Source organism: Nonomuraea sp. NPDC049684 (assembly GCF_044465345.1).
GTDB lineage: Bacteria > Actinomycetota > Actinomycetes > Streptosporangiales > Streptosporangiaceae > Nonomuraea.
Genome location: NZ_JBITLO010000015.1, coordinates 231,364 through 246,811, shown reverse-complemented (window position 1 = coordinate 246,811; position 15,448 = coordinate 231,364). Strand labels below are relative to the sequence as shown.

Genomic DNA, 15,448 nt, shown 5'->3' with positions numbered 1-15,448 from the left:
AGGCGCGGGACGGGGTTCAGGACAGGAAGGTGCCGACCCGCTTGACCGTGCGGATCACGGGCGCGGTCTCCAGCTCGCGCACGCCGTGGAGCGGCGCCACCCGCTCGGTGAGGTAGCGGTAGAGGTCGCGGGTGTCGCGGCAGGTCACGCCGGCCATGAGGTTGGTGGGGCCGGTGGTGGCCGCAACCACGTCGGCCTCGGGATGGGCGGCCATGGCTTCGCCGACCGAGGCCAGGGCGGACGGCTCGATCTTCATCCACAGCCAGGCCTCGGCGTGGTAGCCCAGGGCCTGGGAGGGGATCTCGACGTCGAACCTGAGCGTGTCGCCGGCCCGCAGTTCGCCGAGGCGGCGTCGCACGGTGGTGTGCGACCATCCGCTGGCCCCGGCCAGCTCGCCGTACCCGGCCCGCCCGTCCTTCGCCAGCACCCGCAGCATGGCGTGGTCCTGCGCGGTCAGCGAGACCTCTTTCTCGTGCTGCTGCACGTGCCGGATCCGCTCGGCCTGCTCGTCGGTGAGCACCGCGACCCGGCTGCGCCAGCCGGCGAACATGTGCAGGGTCGCGTGCGCGGACATGGCCACGATGCGCGGGGTACGCGGCAGCTTCTTCAGCAGCAGGGCGTCGCCGTCCTGGTCGCCGCCCGCCTGGACGCCGCAGGCGATCTCGGTGCCGCCGGACAGCAGGCGGACCCACACGGTGTCGTCACGGCGGGCGAGGGCCTCGGCCACCTGGGCCGCCGCATCCGGCGTGCACACCAGGCGCACCGACCAGGCGGTGCGGCCGAAGCGCTGGCCGTTGAGCCAGCCGACCACGCGCAGGACGCCCTGCGCGCGCAGCTTCCGGTAGCGGCGGGCGACCGTGTGCTCGGAGGCGCCGAGCACCTCGGCGATCGTGCGGAAGGAGGCACGGCCGTCGATCTGGAGCGCGTGCACGAGAGCGTAGTCCAGCGCGTCCAATGCGCTAGTTATCGCCATGATTCGACGCTACATGCCATTTGTCGCCGCGAGATGGCATTTGAAGTGCGTAGATCGCCGAGGTAGCCGGATTCTTGCTGCATGAGCACCTACATGGTTTTCGGCGCAACGGGCAACGTCGGCAGAAGGGTCGCCGAGCGGCTGGCCTGGAGCGGCGCAGCCGTACGAGCCACGAGCCGCAACCCTGCGGCCGCGAAGCTTCCCCGGAGCGTCGACGTGATCACCCCGGACCTGGCCGCGCCCGGCGCCCTGGACGACGTCGAAGCGGCCTTCCTCATGTGGCCCTTCCACTCGGCCGAACCCGCCCGCCCCATCGTCGACGCGCTCAAGCGCCGTGTCCGCCACGTCGTCTTCATGACCGGTGGGGGCGCACTGCCCGGAGTCGCCCCCGAGGAGCAGCCCAACCCGGTCGCCCGCTGGCACGCCACCGTCGAACAGCTGATCGAGCGGTCCGGCATGGAGTGGACGGTGCTCAGCCCCAGCACCTTCATGACCAACACCCTGTGGTGGAGCGACCAGATCAAGGCGGGCGACAGCGTCCGCGGGGCCTTCGGCTCGCTGGCGATGACGCCGATCCACGAGGACGACATCGCGGCGGTGGCCGTACACGCGCTGACCGAACCCGGGCACGACAGACGCCGCCACACCCTCACCGGGCCTGAGGTGTTGACCCGGGCCGAGCAGGTACGGCTGATCGGCGAAGCCATCGGCCGCCCGCTGCACTGGCAGGAGTCGACGCCGGCGCAGGAACGCGCCCGGCTGCTGGCCGACCCCGGCTTCCCTGACGACTTCATCGACGAGCTGCTCGACGGCTACACCAAGATGGCCGCCGCCCCGCCTCCGGAGGTCACCTCCACGGTGCGCGACATCACCGGGGCGCCCGCAACCACGCTGTCGGCGTGGGCCGCCGAGCACGCCGACGACCTCGGCGGCGACCAGCGATGAAGGTGATCGTCATCGGGGCCGGCCTCGGCGGGCTGGCCCTGGCCAGCGGACTGCTCAGGGCCGGCATCGACGTGGCCGTCCACGAGCGCGACCCATCGCCGCACGTCCGCCGCCAGGGCTACCGCCTGCACCTCAGCGACATGGGCATCGACGCGCTGACCAGCGTGATGGCCCCGGAACGGCGAGCGGCCTTCCTTGCCACCGCCCACACACCCTCGCCCCGGTTCGTCCGCTTCGATCACACGCTCGCAGGGGTGGAGGTCCTCGAACACAGCGGGCTCCACCTGTCGATCGACCGGCAGACGCTCCGCGAGTCCCTGCTGCCCGAGGTGGCGGAGACGATCACGTACGGCACGCGGCTGACCGGCTTCCAGGTCGTGGCCGACCGCGTGACGGCGCGCTTCGACGACGGCACCACCGTCACAGGCGACGTCCTGGTCGGCGCCGACGGCATCAACTCCGCCGTGCGCGGCCAGTACCTGCCGCATGCCCGCATCGTCGGCACCGGCCTCGTCCAGCTCTACGGCAAGATCCCAGTCGAGTTGGCCGAGGGCATGGACAACGTGTTCACTGCGATCACCGGTCCGGGCCATCGCGTGGTGGGCGTTGCGCCGACCCGTGACTACGCCACCTGCTCCTTCGGCGCCCGCGCCGAAGACCTCCCCGCCGGTCTGAACCTGATGACGCAGGATCAGCTCAGGTCCCTCGTCATGGACCTGACGCACGGCTGGCATCCCCTCGTCCGGCGGATGATCAGCCAGTGGTACGACGTCTTCCCGCTGGAGCTGCGCACCAGCGTCCCGATCCCGCCCTGGCAGACCACTCGCGTCACGCTGCTCGGCGACGCCGCCCACGCCATGAGCCCGGCGGCCGGGGCCGGGGCCAACCTCGCCCTGCGCGACGCGGCGGCGCTCACCCAGGCGCTCACCCAGGCGCTGGCCCCGGTGCTCGCCCGCGGCGGCCCGCTCATCCCCGCGCTGCGCTCCTACGAGCAGGAGATGATCGACTCCGGGTTCGCCGCGGTCCGCATGTCCGCCGCCAACGGCGCCCGCCTTCTCGGCCAAGACCCCCTGCCCTCCAGTTGACGGCGCGTCACCCTTCGGCGCCGAACGGGCCGCGTCCGCCCTTGGTGAGGCCGGCACCGGCGCGCCCCCAACTGGTGTCGGCACTTCGTGCGTTTCCGGGGATCGTCCAGGGCGTGTGCCCGCTCCACACCGGCTCCTGACGCGCCGGACGGCCGCGGCTGTCGTCCTTCTTGTGGCCGGAGGGACCGGCCTGGGGGAGGAGCAACGGCCGCCGCCGCCGACCGACAATCGCAGTGCGGCCCCGGAGATCATCGGGGCATCCGGTGGCCGTCACGGACGCACCTCGCGTACGTCGCGACCTCACCACAGGAGCTCATGTGACCCGTCTTCGTTCCGTATTCACCGTCGCGCTGCTGGCCGTGGCCACCGTGGGGGCGCTGTCCCTGCCGGCCCAGGCGACCGAAGGCCAGTCGTGCAACACCGGACCGAACGGACCCGCCTGCCACTCGCCGGGTTGGGGAACCAAGTGACAGGAAGGAACGCCATGCGTCACGCACGCCGCCTCGTCGTCGCCGCGCTCCTGGCCGCCGCCTGGGTGGTCCCCGCCACCGTTCCCGCCCAGGCCGACAGCCGGACCGACTGCTACCAGATCTATAACCACAACTACCAGGCCCTCGTCTCTCGGGGGTGGAGCCCCGAGAAGGCCGCCAACGAGGCGCTCCTCTACTACGACGAGTGCATGCGGCTCAAGGAGAACCCCGCTTCGGACCACCCGACCGACTGACCTCTCCGCGCAACCGTCCCGGGGGCTGCTTCCACGCGCGCAAGGACGTGCGCGGAAGCAGCCCCCGGCCGGTCAGAGGCCGATCGTGAGGGTTCCGGGCGCGGTGAGCCGCGCGACGCCACCGGCGGCGCAGGCGAGCGGGTCGGGCTGCAGCCCGAGGCCCTGCGAGATGGCGGGCAGGCCCTCGTACCTGCCGTCCTGGATCGAGCCGGTGGCGATGACCTGGATGTAGCCGGCGAGCCGGTTCACGACCCGGGTGTAGGCGAACGTGCTGTGCTCCCCGGAGCTCCAATGGTAGGTCCGGGTCCCGCCGGCCGAGGTGAGCAGGCTGGTGCAGGTGGCGCCCGTCGCCGTCCCGGACTCCTCGTACCAGCCGGTGGGGACGGAACCGTCCGTGCAGGCGGTGAGCCGGCCGTGAACGGCGTACGCCACTGTCTGGGGCGTGTTCGTCAGCGGCGGTTGGTAGACGATGTCCTCCTGGAGGGTGCAGACCTGGAGGGACGCCGCGTGCGCGACGGACGCGGGCAGCAGGCTCAACCCCACCGTGACCAGCATGGTCAGGGCCAGGAACACACTGGGCGCGGATCGTCCCGAGCCTCGGGCGGTACGTCGCGGCGACATGGGCGGGGCCCCTTCCGTGAAGGTGGACGGGCAGGCTGGGCCGGCTGGCGTACCTTGCCGGGAACCGGCTGCCATCGGGCGTTTACGTATAGTGAACCGCTCCGCGTCGCCCGCCCAGCGTCCGCGCGAACAGCATTTGCCATCGGCGGGTGCTCAAGGTGTCGCCGTCCGGCCAGGATTGCGGTCGCGGTCCTGCGGGAACCCGGGCGGGAAGGCGCTGGCCCGGTCGAGCCGCTCGACCACCTCCAGCGGCAACCGCAGGTCGCAGGCGGCGAGGTTGTCGGTGAGCTGGGCGAGCGTCCGCGCGCCGGAGATCGGGTGGATCCAGGTGCGATGCGGCCCGGTCCAGGCGAGGGCGGCCGGCTTGCTCAGCACCCGGCTGACGTGCGCCCTCACCGTGGTCTCCGTCAGCCACTGACGCAATGGAGTTCCGCACGGTTGTGGGACGGTTTCGCGGGGGAGAGGTGTCCACCGGACCCACTCTGCTGCCGTGGGAATGCCGCGGGGAGGCCGCGCACATCGTCACCAGGTCTCGGCCGGCTCGCCCGGAGGTCGCGACGGCGTCGTCCCGGAGGATGACGCTCGACCATCGGGCCGGCGACAGCGGGCCGCCCAAGCGGAAAGCCCCCTTAGGCTTCTCGCCTGGCGGGGTTCCGTAAGCAAGCAGTTCCTGCAGGCGGCCGACTGCGGCTCCCCGGGGGCCTTGGTGTCATGGTCGCCTGCGGCTCTCACCAGGCGCCGGTGGCGCGGCTGGAACTCCGCCTGGCCACGGAGCTCCTACGCGGCACGGTCAGCTTCGCATCCCCTCTACCGTGAGCACCCGGGCCGCCTCAGCTTCGGTCGCCGCGCGCACTTCGACGAGATCGTTCTCGTGGCGCAGGATGGTGACGATCCCGGTCAGCAGCGTGAGCCGGCGGATGCGGTCCCGGGCGACGACCTGCCGGTCGACGGAGAACACGGCGGCATGGGCGTTGTCGTCACTGCCCCAGGTCCAGGCGCGGCCGCTGACTCCCGGGCCTGGACGCAGCAGGACCGTGCGGACGTCGGAGGGCGCCAGCCGGTAGGTGGGCACGGCGTGCGGGTTCAGCTCCTTGCCGATGCGCATGCTCACGCGCAACTGCCTGGCGTACCGGTCGAGCTCCTTCTGCGACCAGGATCCGATGTTCGCGGGAAGGTTGCCGAGCATGTCGATGCGCAGGGTGCCCAGGGTCTCCTCGATCCGCCGCCCTGCTTCGATCGTCTCCTGTGGAACGAGGCCACGGAGGCGGCTCGGCTCGTCCGCGGTGGAGGGGGCGTACGGGAACAAGGGGCGGACCTGCGGTTCGGGCACGTCGGAGGGATGCAGCGCGGGCCATTGCGCCGGCCGGGCCACGGGGGAGCCGAGGTCGAGCGGGAGGATGTCACGCATCCTGTCGGTGTCCCAACCGATCGCCTCCGGCTCCGCCCGCAGAACCGGGCCGGCGGCGTCCGCCAGCGGCCAGAACCTCAGCAGCCACGCCTCCTCGACGGCCTCGGTCACGCTCGCGTCGTAGTCGGCCGGCTGGGTGCGGACGGGGCCGGTGTAGGCGCGCAGGGCGTAGGCGAAGAGCGGCGGGCCCAGCAGCAGGGCCTGCCCGGAAGGGGAGCGCATGAGACCGCACAGGTGCACCACGCCGCCCGGGCTGAGGTAGACGACCTGCCCGGCCTCGGCCCAGGGCGCACCGGGCGCCGGGGGCTCGGCGTCCCAGGCCTCCATACGGACGCGCGCCGCGAACGCCCATGCCTGGCTGCTGATCCCGAGCTGCCCGAGGGCGATCGCGCCCGGCTCGGCCAGCAACGATCCGGCCGCGACCTCCTCCTCCGGTTCCCGGCCGAGCCCGGAACCGTCAAAGAGGTCGAAGCGCCCGTACGAGATCGGCACCTCGTCCTCGACATGTCGAAGCAACGCGGCCAATGTCCGCCTCCGTCCAAAGTGATCATGTACTGATGGACCGAGACCCTAGCCGCCGCGGCTGACAATGCCTCGCCCTCGCGCTGAGCCGCCAGGCGGAATCCCTGCGGCACAGCATCGACGAGATCGGCCGACACCAGCAGATGTGGCGGCGCCTCGATCAGGCCCGCGCCGACAACGCGCAGGTCTCGCGGACCACGCCGTCCGGTCGTCCTCGCGAAGAACGGCAAGGTCTGGTGAGCGACGTTGTGGAGGCCGTAGGTCAGGTGGGCGAGACAGCGGCCGGAACGAGCGTCGGAATGGCCTCACATAGGCGACTCCGCTCCTGGCGGCCACCGTTCCGAAGTGGAGGTCAGCTCCTCATCGGACGTCTTCACGAACCCGAGCGGAGGCCCTTTACCAGCCTCGATACGAGAACCGCCGGATGGCGAGGGTTCTTTGCCTGACGGACAGTGCGGCGGCGGACGCTCGGTCGTGATCTCGTCGAAGATGGAGTGTTGCCGTCCCGGGCGATGCGCAGCAAGCGAGCGTCAAGTGGCGCAGGTCGTCATTCACTGCTGCGGCTCCTGCGCGATTGCCTGACCTTCGGTGCAGTTCCAGAGCCTTCACCAGAGCAGCCGCGGCGGTCTGCGGGTCTCCGGCCAATCGCCGGACGACGCCGAGAACCGTGAGCGCCTCGGCCTCCCCCGCCCGATTGCCCAGGGCTCGATAGAGTTCCAGCGCCTGTGCCAGGTGGGTGGCCGCCGCGAGCACATCTCCGGTCGCCTGCTGGGCGGCTCCCAGATCGTTGAGCGCGTGGGCTTGTCCGAGGGGATCGCCCAGGATCCGGTAGACCTCAAGAGCCCATACGAGATTGGCGATGCCTGCCCGGTGCTCTCCGGTGGCCTGCTGCACGCAGCCCAGGTTATGTGCGGCGCTGGCTTCGCGAAGCCGGTTCCCGATCGCATGGTGCAGGTCGCGTGCGTGCACGAGGCCGGCGACCGCGGCCTGGTGATCCCCGGTCAGATGACGGACGATGCCCAGGTTGTTGTAGGTGTTGGCCTGCCCGATCTGGTTGTCGGTGGCCTGATGCAGCTCAAGGGCCCAGGTGAGGCTGGACATCGCCATCTCCAGTTCGTCCGCGCGCCCGTAGAGGGAGCCGAGATGGGTGAGCGCGTTCGCCTCGCCGAGCAGATTGCCGGAGGCGCTGTACAGGGCGCGGGCCCGGGACAGGGGCTCGATGGCCTTCCGATGGTCACCGGCCCAGCTCTGCAGGACACCAAGGTCGTTGAGGACGTTCGCCTCGGCGAGGGGGTCCCTGACGTTGCGCGCGGTCTCCAGGGCGACCCGATGAAGGTGCAGGGCCTGATGCCAGTGGCCGTGGACGCGCAGGAAGCCGAGCATCGCGGCGGGAATGGCGACGGCATGTCCAAACCGGCCGCGCTCGGCAGCGTGCTCGACGGCGGCATGCAGGTTGAGCCGTTCCGTTTCCATCCACGCGACGGCGCGCTCCCAGGTCGACAGGTCCGGCAGCCCCACCGGCTGGACGGCGCTCACTTCCGGCACGCCGGCGGGAGTTCCTTGCGTCGTGTGGCGATCCGCCTCGCGGGCGGCGTGAAGGTAGTAGTCCAGCAGCCGTTTCCCGGCCTCGTCCTGCGCTTCGTCGTCCTCCTCGGCCAGGGCGCGAGTACGGGCATGCCAGCGGATCAGGTCATGAAAGCGGTAGCGGCCCCGGACCGGTTCGCTGACCAGATGGTAGGCAAACAGATCGTCCAGTTGCCGGCGGGCCGTTGCCAGGTCCACGCCGCCCAGGGCCGCCGCAGCGTGAGCATCGACGTCGGTGCCGGGGGGAAGACCGAGTCTGCGAAACAAGCGTCGCTGGTCTTCCGGCAGATTGCAGTACGACACGTGGAAAGCAGCAGCGACCGAGACGTTCTCGGCATGCAGGCAGCTCGGCAGATCCGCCGCCGAAGTGAGGTCGGCCACCAGGGCGGCGGTTGTCCACGCTGGATGATGCCTGAGCTGCCCGCCCGCCAGGCTGATGGCCAGTGGCAGGAACCCGCACAGTGCGACGACCTGGGCGACCTCCGGATCACCGGGGAACAGGCCGGGACGGCTGGCCACCCGGACGAACAGACGCGCGCCTTCCTCCGGCCGCAGCACGTCCAAGGTGATGGTCTTCGCACTGGGCAAGGCAGTGAGCCGCCGACGGCTGGTGATCAGAACCAGCGCCTCGGAGCTGCCGGGCAGCAAGGGTGTGATCTGCTCAGTGCCGCTCGCGTCGTCCAGCACGACCAGCGCCTTCTTGCCGGACATGCGATCTCGCCACAGCCCCGCCCGGGCTTGTGTGTCCGCAGGGATGTGATGCGGTGCTACGCCGGCCCACAACAGCAATGTGGACAGGGCCTCAGCGGGGTCGACAGGACATTGACCGGGAGTATGGCCGTGAAGGCGCACGAACAGTTGCCCGTCGGGGAAGCGGGCGGCGAGCCGGTGGGCGGCGTGCACGGCCAAAGCGGTCTTGCCGACCCCGGCCATCCCACCGATCGCGCTGATGGTCACCACGCCGGCACGTGTGTGGCTCGGCAACGCGGCGAGCAGCTGGTCGATCTCGGCCTGGCGCCCGACGAACGAGGCGACATCGCATGGCAATGTGTGCAGCGCGGTGGGCAAGGCAGCGACGCCTGTATGGCCGTGAACTTCCTGTAGGTGGACTTCGCCCTGGACAAGCCCCTGTCCGTCGTCCTCCGGGTGAGGAAACAGGGCTGCCACCGAGACCACCAGCCCTGCCGTACCGATGAACATGCTGATCACACTGGCCCGCTGATCCAGCACCGACAGCAACGACGGAGGCAGATGCAAGGGGTCGGCCAGCACCCCAACCAGGGCCGCCGCCAGCACTCCGGCGAGCAGGACAATGGATACGATGAGCATCGCCCGGCCCCGCCGCCGGGAACAACCCCGCGGTGACTCCGACCTCGACCTCGACATGCTTCAACCCTGCCGTTCGCGGCCCTTGCACGACACCTGAAGTGATGGAGGCCTATCGGCTGAGGCTGGCCAGGTGCTGGTGGCGGCTCTTGGCCTGCAACTCCAGGGCGATCCGTCCGGACTGCGCGAGATGCCTGCAACGCACTGTGCCGGGGTTGGCGCAACGTCCATCCCTCCCGGTGCGGGTCCAGGTCAGCAGAGGGCGGTCTTGAACAGGTGCTCGGCGCGGGGGTAGGGCTGCGACGGGGCAGCAGTAGGGAGGTGGCGGGGGCCCAGTGCACGTACTCGACGACGCCGCCCTTGGAGACGACCCGAGCGCGGCGAAACTCCAGGTCGAGGTCTTCGACGTCGAGGCTGAGGGTTTCCTCGGCGCGGGCGGCCGTGTCATGCAGGAACCTCCACCGCCCCTCTCCCCGTAGGGCGTGCGCAGGTTGGTGGCCAGCAGGTCCTGGTGCTGGGCCCAGATGGTGATGACCAGGGCGACAGGTGCCGGTTCCAGGTGGCGGCGGCAGCGCCCGTCCAGCGGTCCATCACCTCGGCGTACTGCTTGGGAGTCAGCACTGCGACCGGATAGTCCGGTCAGGCTGGTGAGGGTCTTGGCATGGCCGGTGCGGGCGGGGGATCCGGTCTGCCAGTACGGGTACGGTGGTCTGCGGAGGCACGGGCTCCGGCTTGACCAGGGCCACGTCCGGGGACGCGCGCATTGTGACCGGAGGTGTGCGGAGTTCGTGGGAGGCGCCGACGACGAACCGGCATTGCGGCGAACGAGCTCTCCAGCCGTTGCAGCAGCTCGTCGATGGTGTCGGCGAGATCTTTGGCCTCGTCGGCCGGGCCCTGGGCGGCCAGCCGCTCGTGCAGGTTGTCGGCGGAAACGCGGCGGATGGCCGCGATGATCATCCGTTGCCGGCGCAGCACCAGGCCGGCAATGAGGGGGCCCAGGACGAGCGGCACCACGCCCATGACCGCGAGTGCCGGCGCCGAGCCGATCAGGAGCTGGTGCCTGAGCCGCGCGGGTATCCGGCCACTGAGCCTGGAGCCATGCGATGCGCTCAATGGCAGCGGCGAGGGCGGCCGACTCGACTGGCGGGCCCCAGGGGCTGCGGATCGGGGCTGACCCGCGTCCCTCCAGGGCCCACGAGGGTGGTGATGGCCAGCGGTCCGACGGCGGACAGCATGAGCATGGCGCCGTACAAGACGGTGAAGCGCAGACGTACGGCGCGCGCCGATCCTCGCCGCTTTCGTACGGGTTCCAGGAGGTCGGGCCGGACCTAACAGCGAGGTGACGGCCTCTGTTCGACCCGTGTTAGGGCCAGGTCCGTACAACCGATCGCATGCAAGCAACCATCGACGTCAGCGGGCTGCGCAAAAGGTTCGGCCCGACCCTGGCGCTGGACGGCATGTCGTTCACCGTGCTGCCCGGCCGGGTCACCGGGTTCGTCGGCCCCAACGGCGCGGGCAAATCCACCACGATGCGGGTGATCCTCGGCCTGGACGCGGCCGAGGAGGGCCACGCGCTGATCGGCGGACGACCGTACACCAGCCTGCGCAACCCCCTCACCCACGTCGGCGCGCTGCTGGACGCCGGCGCGCTGCAGCCGGGCCGCACCGCGCGCAACCACCTGCTGTGGCTCGCCCACTCCCAGGGTCTGAACGGCAGGCGGGTCGATGAGGTGCTCCATCAGGTGGGGATGCAGTCCGCCGCCCGGCGCAAGGCGGGCGGCTTCTCGCTGGGCATGCGCCAGCGGCTCGGCATCGCGGCCGCGCTGCTCGGGGACCCGCCGGTGCTCATGCTGGACGAGCCGGTCAACGGTCTTGATCCCGAGGGCATCGTGTGGATGCGCGGCTTCCTGCGGTCGCTGGCCGGCGAGGGGCGGGCCGTGCTGGTGTCCAGCCATCTGATGAGCGAACTGGAGGACACCGCCGACCATCTCGTGGTGGTGGGCAAGGGCCGCGTCATCGCCGACACCAGCGTGGCCGATCTCATCACGACCGCCTCCCGCGGCCGGGTCACCCTGCGGACGGCGGCGCGCGCGGAGGCGATGTCGGTGCTGGGTCACGCCGGCGCCACGATGGCCGTGACCGATCGCGACACGATCGTCGTCTCGGGGCTGCCGTCGGAGCGCATCGTGGCGGTACTCAACGCCGGCGGAGTGCCGTTCTCCGAGGTGGCGACGCACCGGGTGACGCTGGAGCAGGCCTACATGGACCTCACCGCCGATGCGGTCGAATACCGGGGAGCGGCACGATGAGCGCCCCTTCACACCGCTCCTCACGCCGCTCCGAACCGCAGGCCGGGCGGGGAGAGTTCGGGCGGTTGCTGCGCGCCGAGTGGACCAAGTTCAGGACGGTGCGCGGCTGGGTGATCGCCCTGACGGCAGCGGCGCTGGTCACCGTGCTGCTCGGGTTGCTGTCGGCGTCCAGCAACCACGCCTCGTGCGGCGCCGGTACGGTCGAGGTCGCCTGTCCACCGCCTCTGACCGGGCCGGATGGCGAAGCGGTGGACGACAAGTTCTATTTCGTGCATCGGACGCTGGCCGGGGACGGCAGCATCACCGCCCGCCTCACCTCCATGACCGGCAAGATCCGTAAGCCCGACGTCACCCCAGGGGTGCGGAACGAGGTCGCCGGGCTCGTGCCGTGGGCGAAAGCCGGAGTCATGATCAAGGAAAGCACCAAGCAGGGCTCTGCCTACGCGGCGGTGATGATGACCGGCGCGCACGGGGTCCGGATGCAGCACGACTTCACCCACGACGTGGCCGGCAGGCCGGGCGGCGTCTCCCCGCAATCGCCGCGCTGGCTGCGGCTGACCCGCGCCGGCGACACTCTCACCGGGTACGAGTCCGCCGACGGCACCAACTGGACCCAGATCGGCACCGCGGCCCTGGCCGGGCTACCGGCGACCGTCCAGGTCGGGCTGTTCGCGACCTCCCCAGGCGATGTGACGGTCACGCAGGGGGATCTCGGCGGGTCCGTCGCGGCGGCCCGCTTCGCGGAGGCCACCGGCGAGTTCGACCAGGTCAGGCTGCAGGGCAGCGCGCCTGGCGCGTGGCGCGACGACGACATAGGCGTCAGCGTCGCGCCCGACGGGACCGAGCACCACCCGGGCCGCGCCGGCCGGGCCGGCGGCACCTTCTCCGTCACCGGCGTCGGCGACATCGCGCCGGCCATCGAGGGCCAGACCCCCGAACGTCCCCTCAGCAGCGCGCTGACCGGCCTGATCCTGGTGATCGTGGTGGCGGTCATGTTCATCACCGCCGAGTACCGCCACGGCCTGATCCGCATCACCCTGCTGGCCGGCCCGCGCCGCGGCCGGACGCTGGCGGCCAAGGCGCTGGCGCTCGGCCTGGTCACCTTCGCCGCCGCGCTGCCCGCCACCGCGATCACGTTCACGGCCGGCCGGCGGATCCTGCTCGACAACGGCAACGCCGTCCTCCCGGTCTCCGGGCTCACCGAGGTGCGCATCGTGGTCGGCATGGCGGCGCTGTTCGCACTGGCCGCCGTGCTCGCCCTCGCCCTCGGCGCGCTGCTGCGGCGCAGCGTCGCCGCGGTCATCACCGCCATCGCGGTGATCGTGGTCCCGCACGTTCTCGCCACCACCTCGGTCCTGCCCGACGGCGCCGCGCAATGGCTGCTGCGTCTCACCCCGGCGGCCGGCTTCGCCATCCAGCAGAGCATCCCGCAATACGCGCACGTGCTCGGCCACTACGCGCCCATCGCCGGGTTCTACCCGCTGCCGCCGTGGGCCGGCCTGGCCGTCCTGGCCGGCCATGCCGCGCTCGCCCTCGGCTTGGCCGTCCTCCGACTCCGCCGGAGGGACGCATGAAAGAGCATCTGCATGCGGAGTGGACGAAACTGCGCACCCTGCCCGGCACCGGCCGGCTGCTGCTCACGATCGTGGTGCTGACCGTCGCCGCCAGTGTCGCGGCCTCCGCCGTGGTGTCCTGCGCCTCGCAGAGCTGTGGCTACGACCCCGCCAAGATCGGCCTCTTCGGGGTTCAGGCGAGCCAGGCGGTCGTCGCCGTCTTGGCCGTCCTGGCGATCACCGGCGAGTACGGCACCGGCATGATCCGCCTGACCCTGACCGCCATGCCGGGCCGGACAGGCGTCCTGGCCGCGAAGGCGATCATTCTGGTCGGCTTGACCCTGATCGTCGGGAGCGTCGCCGTGCTCGCCTCCGCGCTGGCCGCGCGGCGCGTCCTGCTCGACAACGGCTTTCCCGCCGACGTGCTCCTTCTCACCAGCGGTCCCATGCTGCGCGCCGCCGTCGGCTCGGTCCTCTACCTGGCGCTGATCGCGCTGTTCAGCCTGGGGGTCGGCGCCGCCGTACGAGACTCCGCCACCGCCATCGGGGTTGTGCTCGGCCTGCTCTATCTCTTCCCCGCCCTCATCCTGGTGATCGCTGACGATGGCTGGCAGCGGCTGCTCTGGCAGATCTCCCCGATGAACGCCGGGCTCGCCGTCCAGGCCACCACCCACCTGTCCACCCTCCCCCTCAGCCCATGGGCCGGGCTGTGTGTACTCACCGCATGGGCCACCGCGGCGCTCCTGGGCGGCGGGCTGCTCCTACGGATGCGAGACGCATAGGGGCAGATGGCCGACGCCTCGGGTGGCCAGGTACGCCACCCAGCCGGCACCAGGGCTGACGGGAGTGGCGCCGCTGGGGTCAGAGCTCCAGCCAGCGGCGCGCCCACGTCGGCGACAGTGATCTCTTTGTACGGATGCGCTACGGCTGAGCAACGGCGGCCAGGTTCACCACGCGGACGCCCGCGCCCTGCGTCCAGAAGATGACACCGCTACCTGCCGACCACTGCCTGCCACCCGACGGCAGCTCGGCGCCCTTGAAGATCACGGTCGTCTCCGTGCGGGCGTCGTAGATGTCGCCGAAGCCGGTGAAGAACCGATCCCGAAACGGGTAGCCACGCAGCCCTTGACGGACGCCGCTCCAACTGCCGTCGCGGCGCTGGACGACGGTGTCGTCTCCGCGGGTGCCCGTACACCAGGTCGGCCCGCAGCGCAGGCCCTCAACACCTGATGCGGGGCGAACCTTGAGAGTGACTCCCGTCTGCACGTTGACGACCTTGGTCGGATTCGTGCGCACGTCCAGAGGCTCGTCCGTCACCCACGGCCACTCCACCAGCTGCAGGCCCCTGGATCCAGGCACCCGTTCGGGGACTCCACCGTCGATCCTCATCCGCCACAGGCCCTCGAGCGGTGCCGACCAGATGACCTCCTGACCGGCGAGCGCCATGCGGTCGATGTTCTTCCCCGGAATCGGCCCGACCTTCCTCGCCCGCCCGCCGGCGCGCAAGGAAGCGACCCAGACCTGCCCGTCCGCGCGCCAGACCACCCGCTCACGGTCAACGGCCAGTTGCTGCGGCGCCTGCCGGAGAACGGCGACGGTACGCGAACGTCTCAAGGCGGCGTCGTAGACCTCGAGCGTCCCTCGCTCATCCCAGGCCAGCACCGCGGTGGCGCTGATCGCCGCCAGCGGCCTGGCGCTCCCGGGCATGGTGAACACGGCCTGCGGCCACACCCGTGCGTCCACGCGGACGCGGAGTGTGGCCAGCGCGCGTGATGCCTGGCTGCGGACGGTCGCCTGCGAGATGCCGAGCCTCGCCGCGATCTCCTCATCAGCGAGGTCCTCGTAGTAGCGCATGACCAGCACCGCGCGCTGTTTGGCGGGTAAGGCCCGCAGGCGTTGCCAGATCTCGCCGAGTTCGTGTTCGTCCTCGTGGACCGGGGAGGGAACCTCCGCTGTGAGGTGCTCCAGCCGTCGTCTGCGCCACCAGCTCACATGCTGCCGGGCCATGATCGTCCGAACGTACCCCTCGGGGTCGTCTTTGCTGCGTACGCGCCGCCATGAGGAGTTCAGCCTGAGCAGTGCCTCCTGAACCAGGTCGGCCGCGTCGTCAGCGCTGCCAGTCAGAACCAGGCCGTAGCGCAGCAGCGCATGGCTTCTGGCGCGGACGAACTCCTCGAACTCCACGTTCCAGGGACGCACGGGCCGACGTCCTCGTTGCAAAAACTTTCCCGCCCAACCAGCCCGACACCCCTGCCGCTCAGTCGCACGACGGCAAGAAGCGACGGGACGCAATCCCCGAGCGTCACGTCAACTGGCTGACGCGGCTGCACGCCGCACATGGAGGGCGTCACGCGCCACCGCCGCATCCGTGCCCGATCTCGTCGCCCGTGGTGCGAGC

Annotated in this window: 14 protein-coding genes; 7 read left to right on the top strand and 7 right to left on the bottom strand. The window is 70.8% G+C overall.

Features of this window, described 5'->3' with window-relative positions; genetic code table 11:
- Positions 1 to 16 precede the first annotated feature (16 nt).
- The gene (locus ACIBST_RS38045; protein ID WP_397178416.1) at positions 17 to 973 is read right to left on the bottom strand and encodes an Lrp/AsnC family transcriptional regulator; all 957 of its coding nucleotides are present in this window, start codon (positions 971 to 973) and stop codon (positions 17 to 19) included.
- A gap of 81 nt (positions 974 to 1,054) precedes the next feature.
- Here ACIBST_RS38045 and ACIBST_RS38040 point away from each other — a divergent pair, with 81 nt between their 5' ends.
- The 4 genes from ACIBST_RS38040 to ACIBST_RS38025 all read left to right on the top strand — a co-directional run bounded on the left by ACIBST_RS38040 (position 1,055) and on the right by ACIBST_RS38025 (position 3,727).
- Positions 1,055 to 1,918, top strand: coding sequence for an SDR family oxidoreductase (locus ACIBST_RS38040; protein ID WP_397178415.1), 864 nt, complete (start codon positions 1,055 to 1,057; stop codon positions 1,916 to 1,918).
- A complete protein-coding gene (locus ACIBST_RS38035; RefSeq protein ID WP_397178414.1) occupies positions 1,915 to 3,003 on the top strand; it encodes an FAD-dependent oxidoreductase in 1,089 nt (362 codons plus the stop codon). Before ACIBST_RS38040 ends, ACIBST_RS38035 begins: the two co-directional genes overlap by 4 nt.
- A gap of 317 nt (positions 3,004 to 3,320) precedes the next feature.
- A complete protein-coding gene (locus ACIBST_RS38030; RefSeq protein WP_397178413.1) occupies positions 3,321 to 3,473 on the top strand; it encodes a hypothetical protein in 153 nt (50 codons plus the stop codon).
- Between the two features lie 14 nt (positions 3,474 to 3,487).
- The gene (locus ACIBST_RS38025) at positions 3,488 to 3,727 is read left to right on the top strand and encodes a hypothetical protein (protein ID WP_397178412.1); all 240 of its coding nucleotides are present in this window, start codon (positions 3,488 to 3,490) and stop codon (positions 3,725 to 3,727) included.
- Positions 3,728 to 3,799: 72 nt separating this feature from the next.
- Here ACIBST_RS38025 and ACIBST_RS38020 read toward each other — a convergent pair whose 3' ends face one another.
- The 5 genes from ACIBST_RS38020 to ACIBST_RS38000 all read right to left on the bottom strand — a co-directional run bounded on the left by ACIBST_RS38020 (position 3,800) and on the right by ACIBST_RS38000 (position 10,208).
- Positions 3,800 to 4,348 (bottom strand): hypothetical protein, encoded by a 549-nt coding sequence (locus ACIBST_RS38020; protein ID WP_397178411.1) that lies wholly within the window; start codon positions 4,346 to 4,348, stop codon positions 3,800 to 3,802.
- Positions 4,349 to 4,501: 153 nt separating this feature from the next.
- Entirely contained in the window at positions 4,502 to 4,744 is a 243-nt protein-coding gene (locus ACIBST_RS38015) for a hypothetical protein (protein WP_397178410.1), read from the bottom strand.
- 394 nt (positions 4,745 to 5,138) lie between these two features.
- Complete coding sequence (locus tag ACIBST_RS38010; protein ID WP_397178409.1) at positions 5,139 to 6,272, bottom strand: hypothetical protein; 1,134 nt, start codon at positions 6,270 to 6,272, stop codon at positions 5,139 to 5,141.
- Between the two features lie 402 nt (positions 6,273 to 6,674).
- Complete coding sequence (locus ACIBST_RS38005) at positions 6,675 to 9,191, bottom strand: ATP-binding protein (protein WP_397178408.1); 2,517 nt, start codon at positions 9,189 to 9,191, stop codon at positions 6,675 to 6,677.
- Between the two features lie 636 nt (positions 9,192 to 9,827).
- Positions 9,828 to 10,208, bottom strand: a complete 381-nt coding sequence (locus ACIBST_RS38000; RefSeq protein WP_397178407.1) for a hypothetical protein — start codon at positions 10,206 to 10,208, stop codon at positions 9,828 to 9,830.
- 371 nt (positions 10,209 to 10,579) lie between these two features.
- Here ACIBST_RS38000 and ACIBST_RS37995 point away from each other — a divergent pair, with 371 nt between their 5' ends.
- Genes ACIBST_RS37995 through ACIBST_RS37985 form a run of 3 tightly spaced genes read left to right on the top strand, consistent with a single transcriptional unit; the run spans position 10,580 to position 13,832 of the window.
- The gene (locus ACIBST_RS37995; protein ID WP_397178406.1) at positions 10,580 to 11,497 is read left to right on the top strand and encodes an ATP-binding cassette domain-containing protein; all 918 of its coding nucleotides are present in this window, start codon (positions 10,580 to 10,582) and stop codon (positions 11,495 to 11,497) included.
- A complete protein-coding gene (locus tag ACIBST_RS37990; RefSeq protein ID WP_397178405.1) occupies positions 11,494 to 13,071 on the top strand; it encodes a hypothetical protein in 1,578 nt (525 codons plus the stop codon). Before ACIBST_RS37995 ends, ACIBST_RS37990 begins: the two co-directional genes overlap by 4 nt.
- Positions 13,068 to 13,832, top strand: coding sequence for an ABC transporter permease (locus tag ACIBST_RS37985; RefSeq protein WP_397178404.1), 765 nt, complete (start codon positions 13,068 to 13,070; stop codon positions 13,830 to 13,832). Before ACIBST_RS37990 ends, ACIBST_RS37985 begins: the two co-directional genes overlap by 4 nt.
- A gap of 139 nt (positions 13,833 to 13,971) precedes the next feature.
- Here ACIBST_RS37985 and ACIBST_RS37980 read toward each other — a convergent pair whose 3' ends face one another.
- Complete coding sequence (locus ACIBST_RS37980) at positions 13,972 to 15,249, bottom strand: SigE family RNA polymerase sigma factor (RefSeq protein ID WP_397178403.1); 1,278 nt, start codon at positions 15,247 to 15,249, stop codon at positions 13,972 to 13,974.
- Between the last annotated feature and the right edge of the window lie 199 nt (positions 15,250 to 15,448).

Excerpts from the sequence above, each read along its gene's own strand:
- ACIBST_RS38045 (WP_397178416.1), bottom strand. The coding sequence starts at position 973 with ATGGCGATAACTAGCGCATTGGACGCGCTGGACTACGCTCTCGTGCAC.
- ACIBST_RS38040 (WP_397178415.1), top strand. The coding sequence starts at position 1,055 with ATGAGCACCTACATGGTTTTCGGCGCAACGGGCAACGTCGGCAGAAGG.
- ACIBST_RS38035 (WP_397178414.1), top strand. The coding sequence starts at position 1,915 with ATGAAGGTGATCGTCATCGGGGCCGGCCTCGGCGGGCTGGCCCTGGCC.
- ACIBST_RS38025 (WP_397178412.1), top strand. The coding sequence starts at position 3,488 with ATGCGTCACGCACGCCGCCTCGTCGTCGCCGCGCTCCTGGCCGCCGCC.
- ACIBST_RS38020 (WP_397178411.1), bottom strand. The coding sequence starts at position 4,348 with ATGTCGCCGCGACGTACCGCCCGAGGCTCGGGACGATCCGCGCCCAGT.
- ACIBST_RS38005 (WP_397178408.1), bottom strand. The coding sequence starts at position 9,191 with ATGCTCATCGTATCCATTGTCCTGCTCGCCGGAGTGCTGGCGGCGGCC.
- ACIBST_RS38000 (WP_397178407.1), bottom strand. The coding sequence starts at position 10,208 with ATGGGCGTGGTGCCGCTCGTCCTGGGCCCCCTCATTGCCGGCCTGGTG.
- ACIBST_RS37995 (WP_397178406.1), top strand. The coding sequence starts at position 10,580 with ATGCAAGCAACCATCGACGTCAGCGGGCTGCGCAAAAGGTTCGGCCCG.
- ACIBST_RS37990 (WP_397178405.1), top strand. The coding sequence starts at position 11,494 with ATGAGCGCCCCTTCACACCGCTCCTCACGCCGCTCCGAACCGCAGGCC.
- ACIBST_RS37985 (WP_397178404.1), top strand. The coding sequence starts at position 13,068 with ATGAAAGAGCATCTGCATGCGGAGTGGACGAAACTGCGCACCCTGCCC.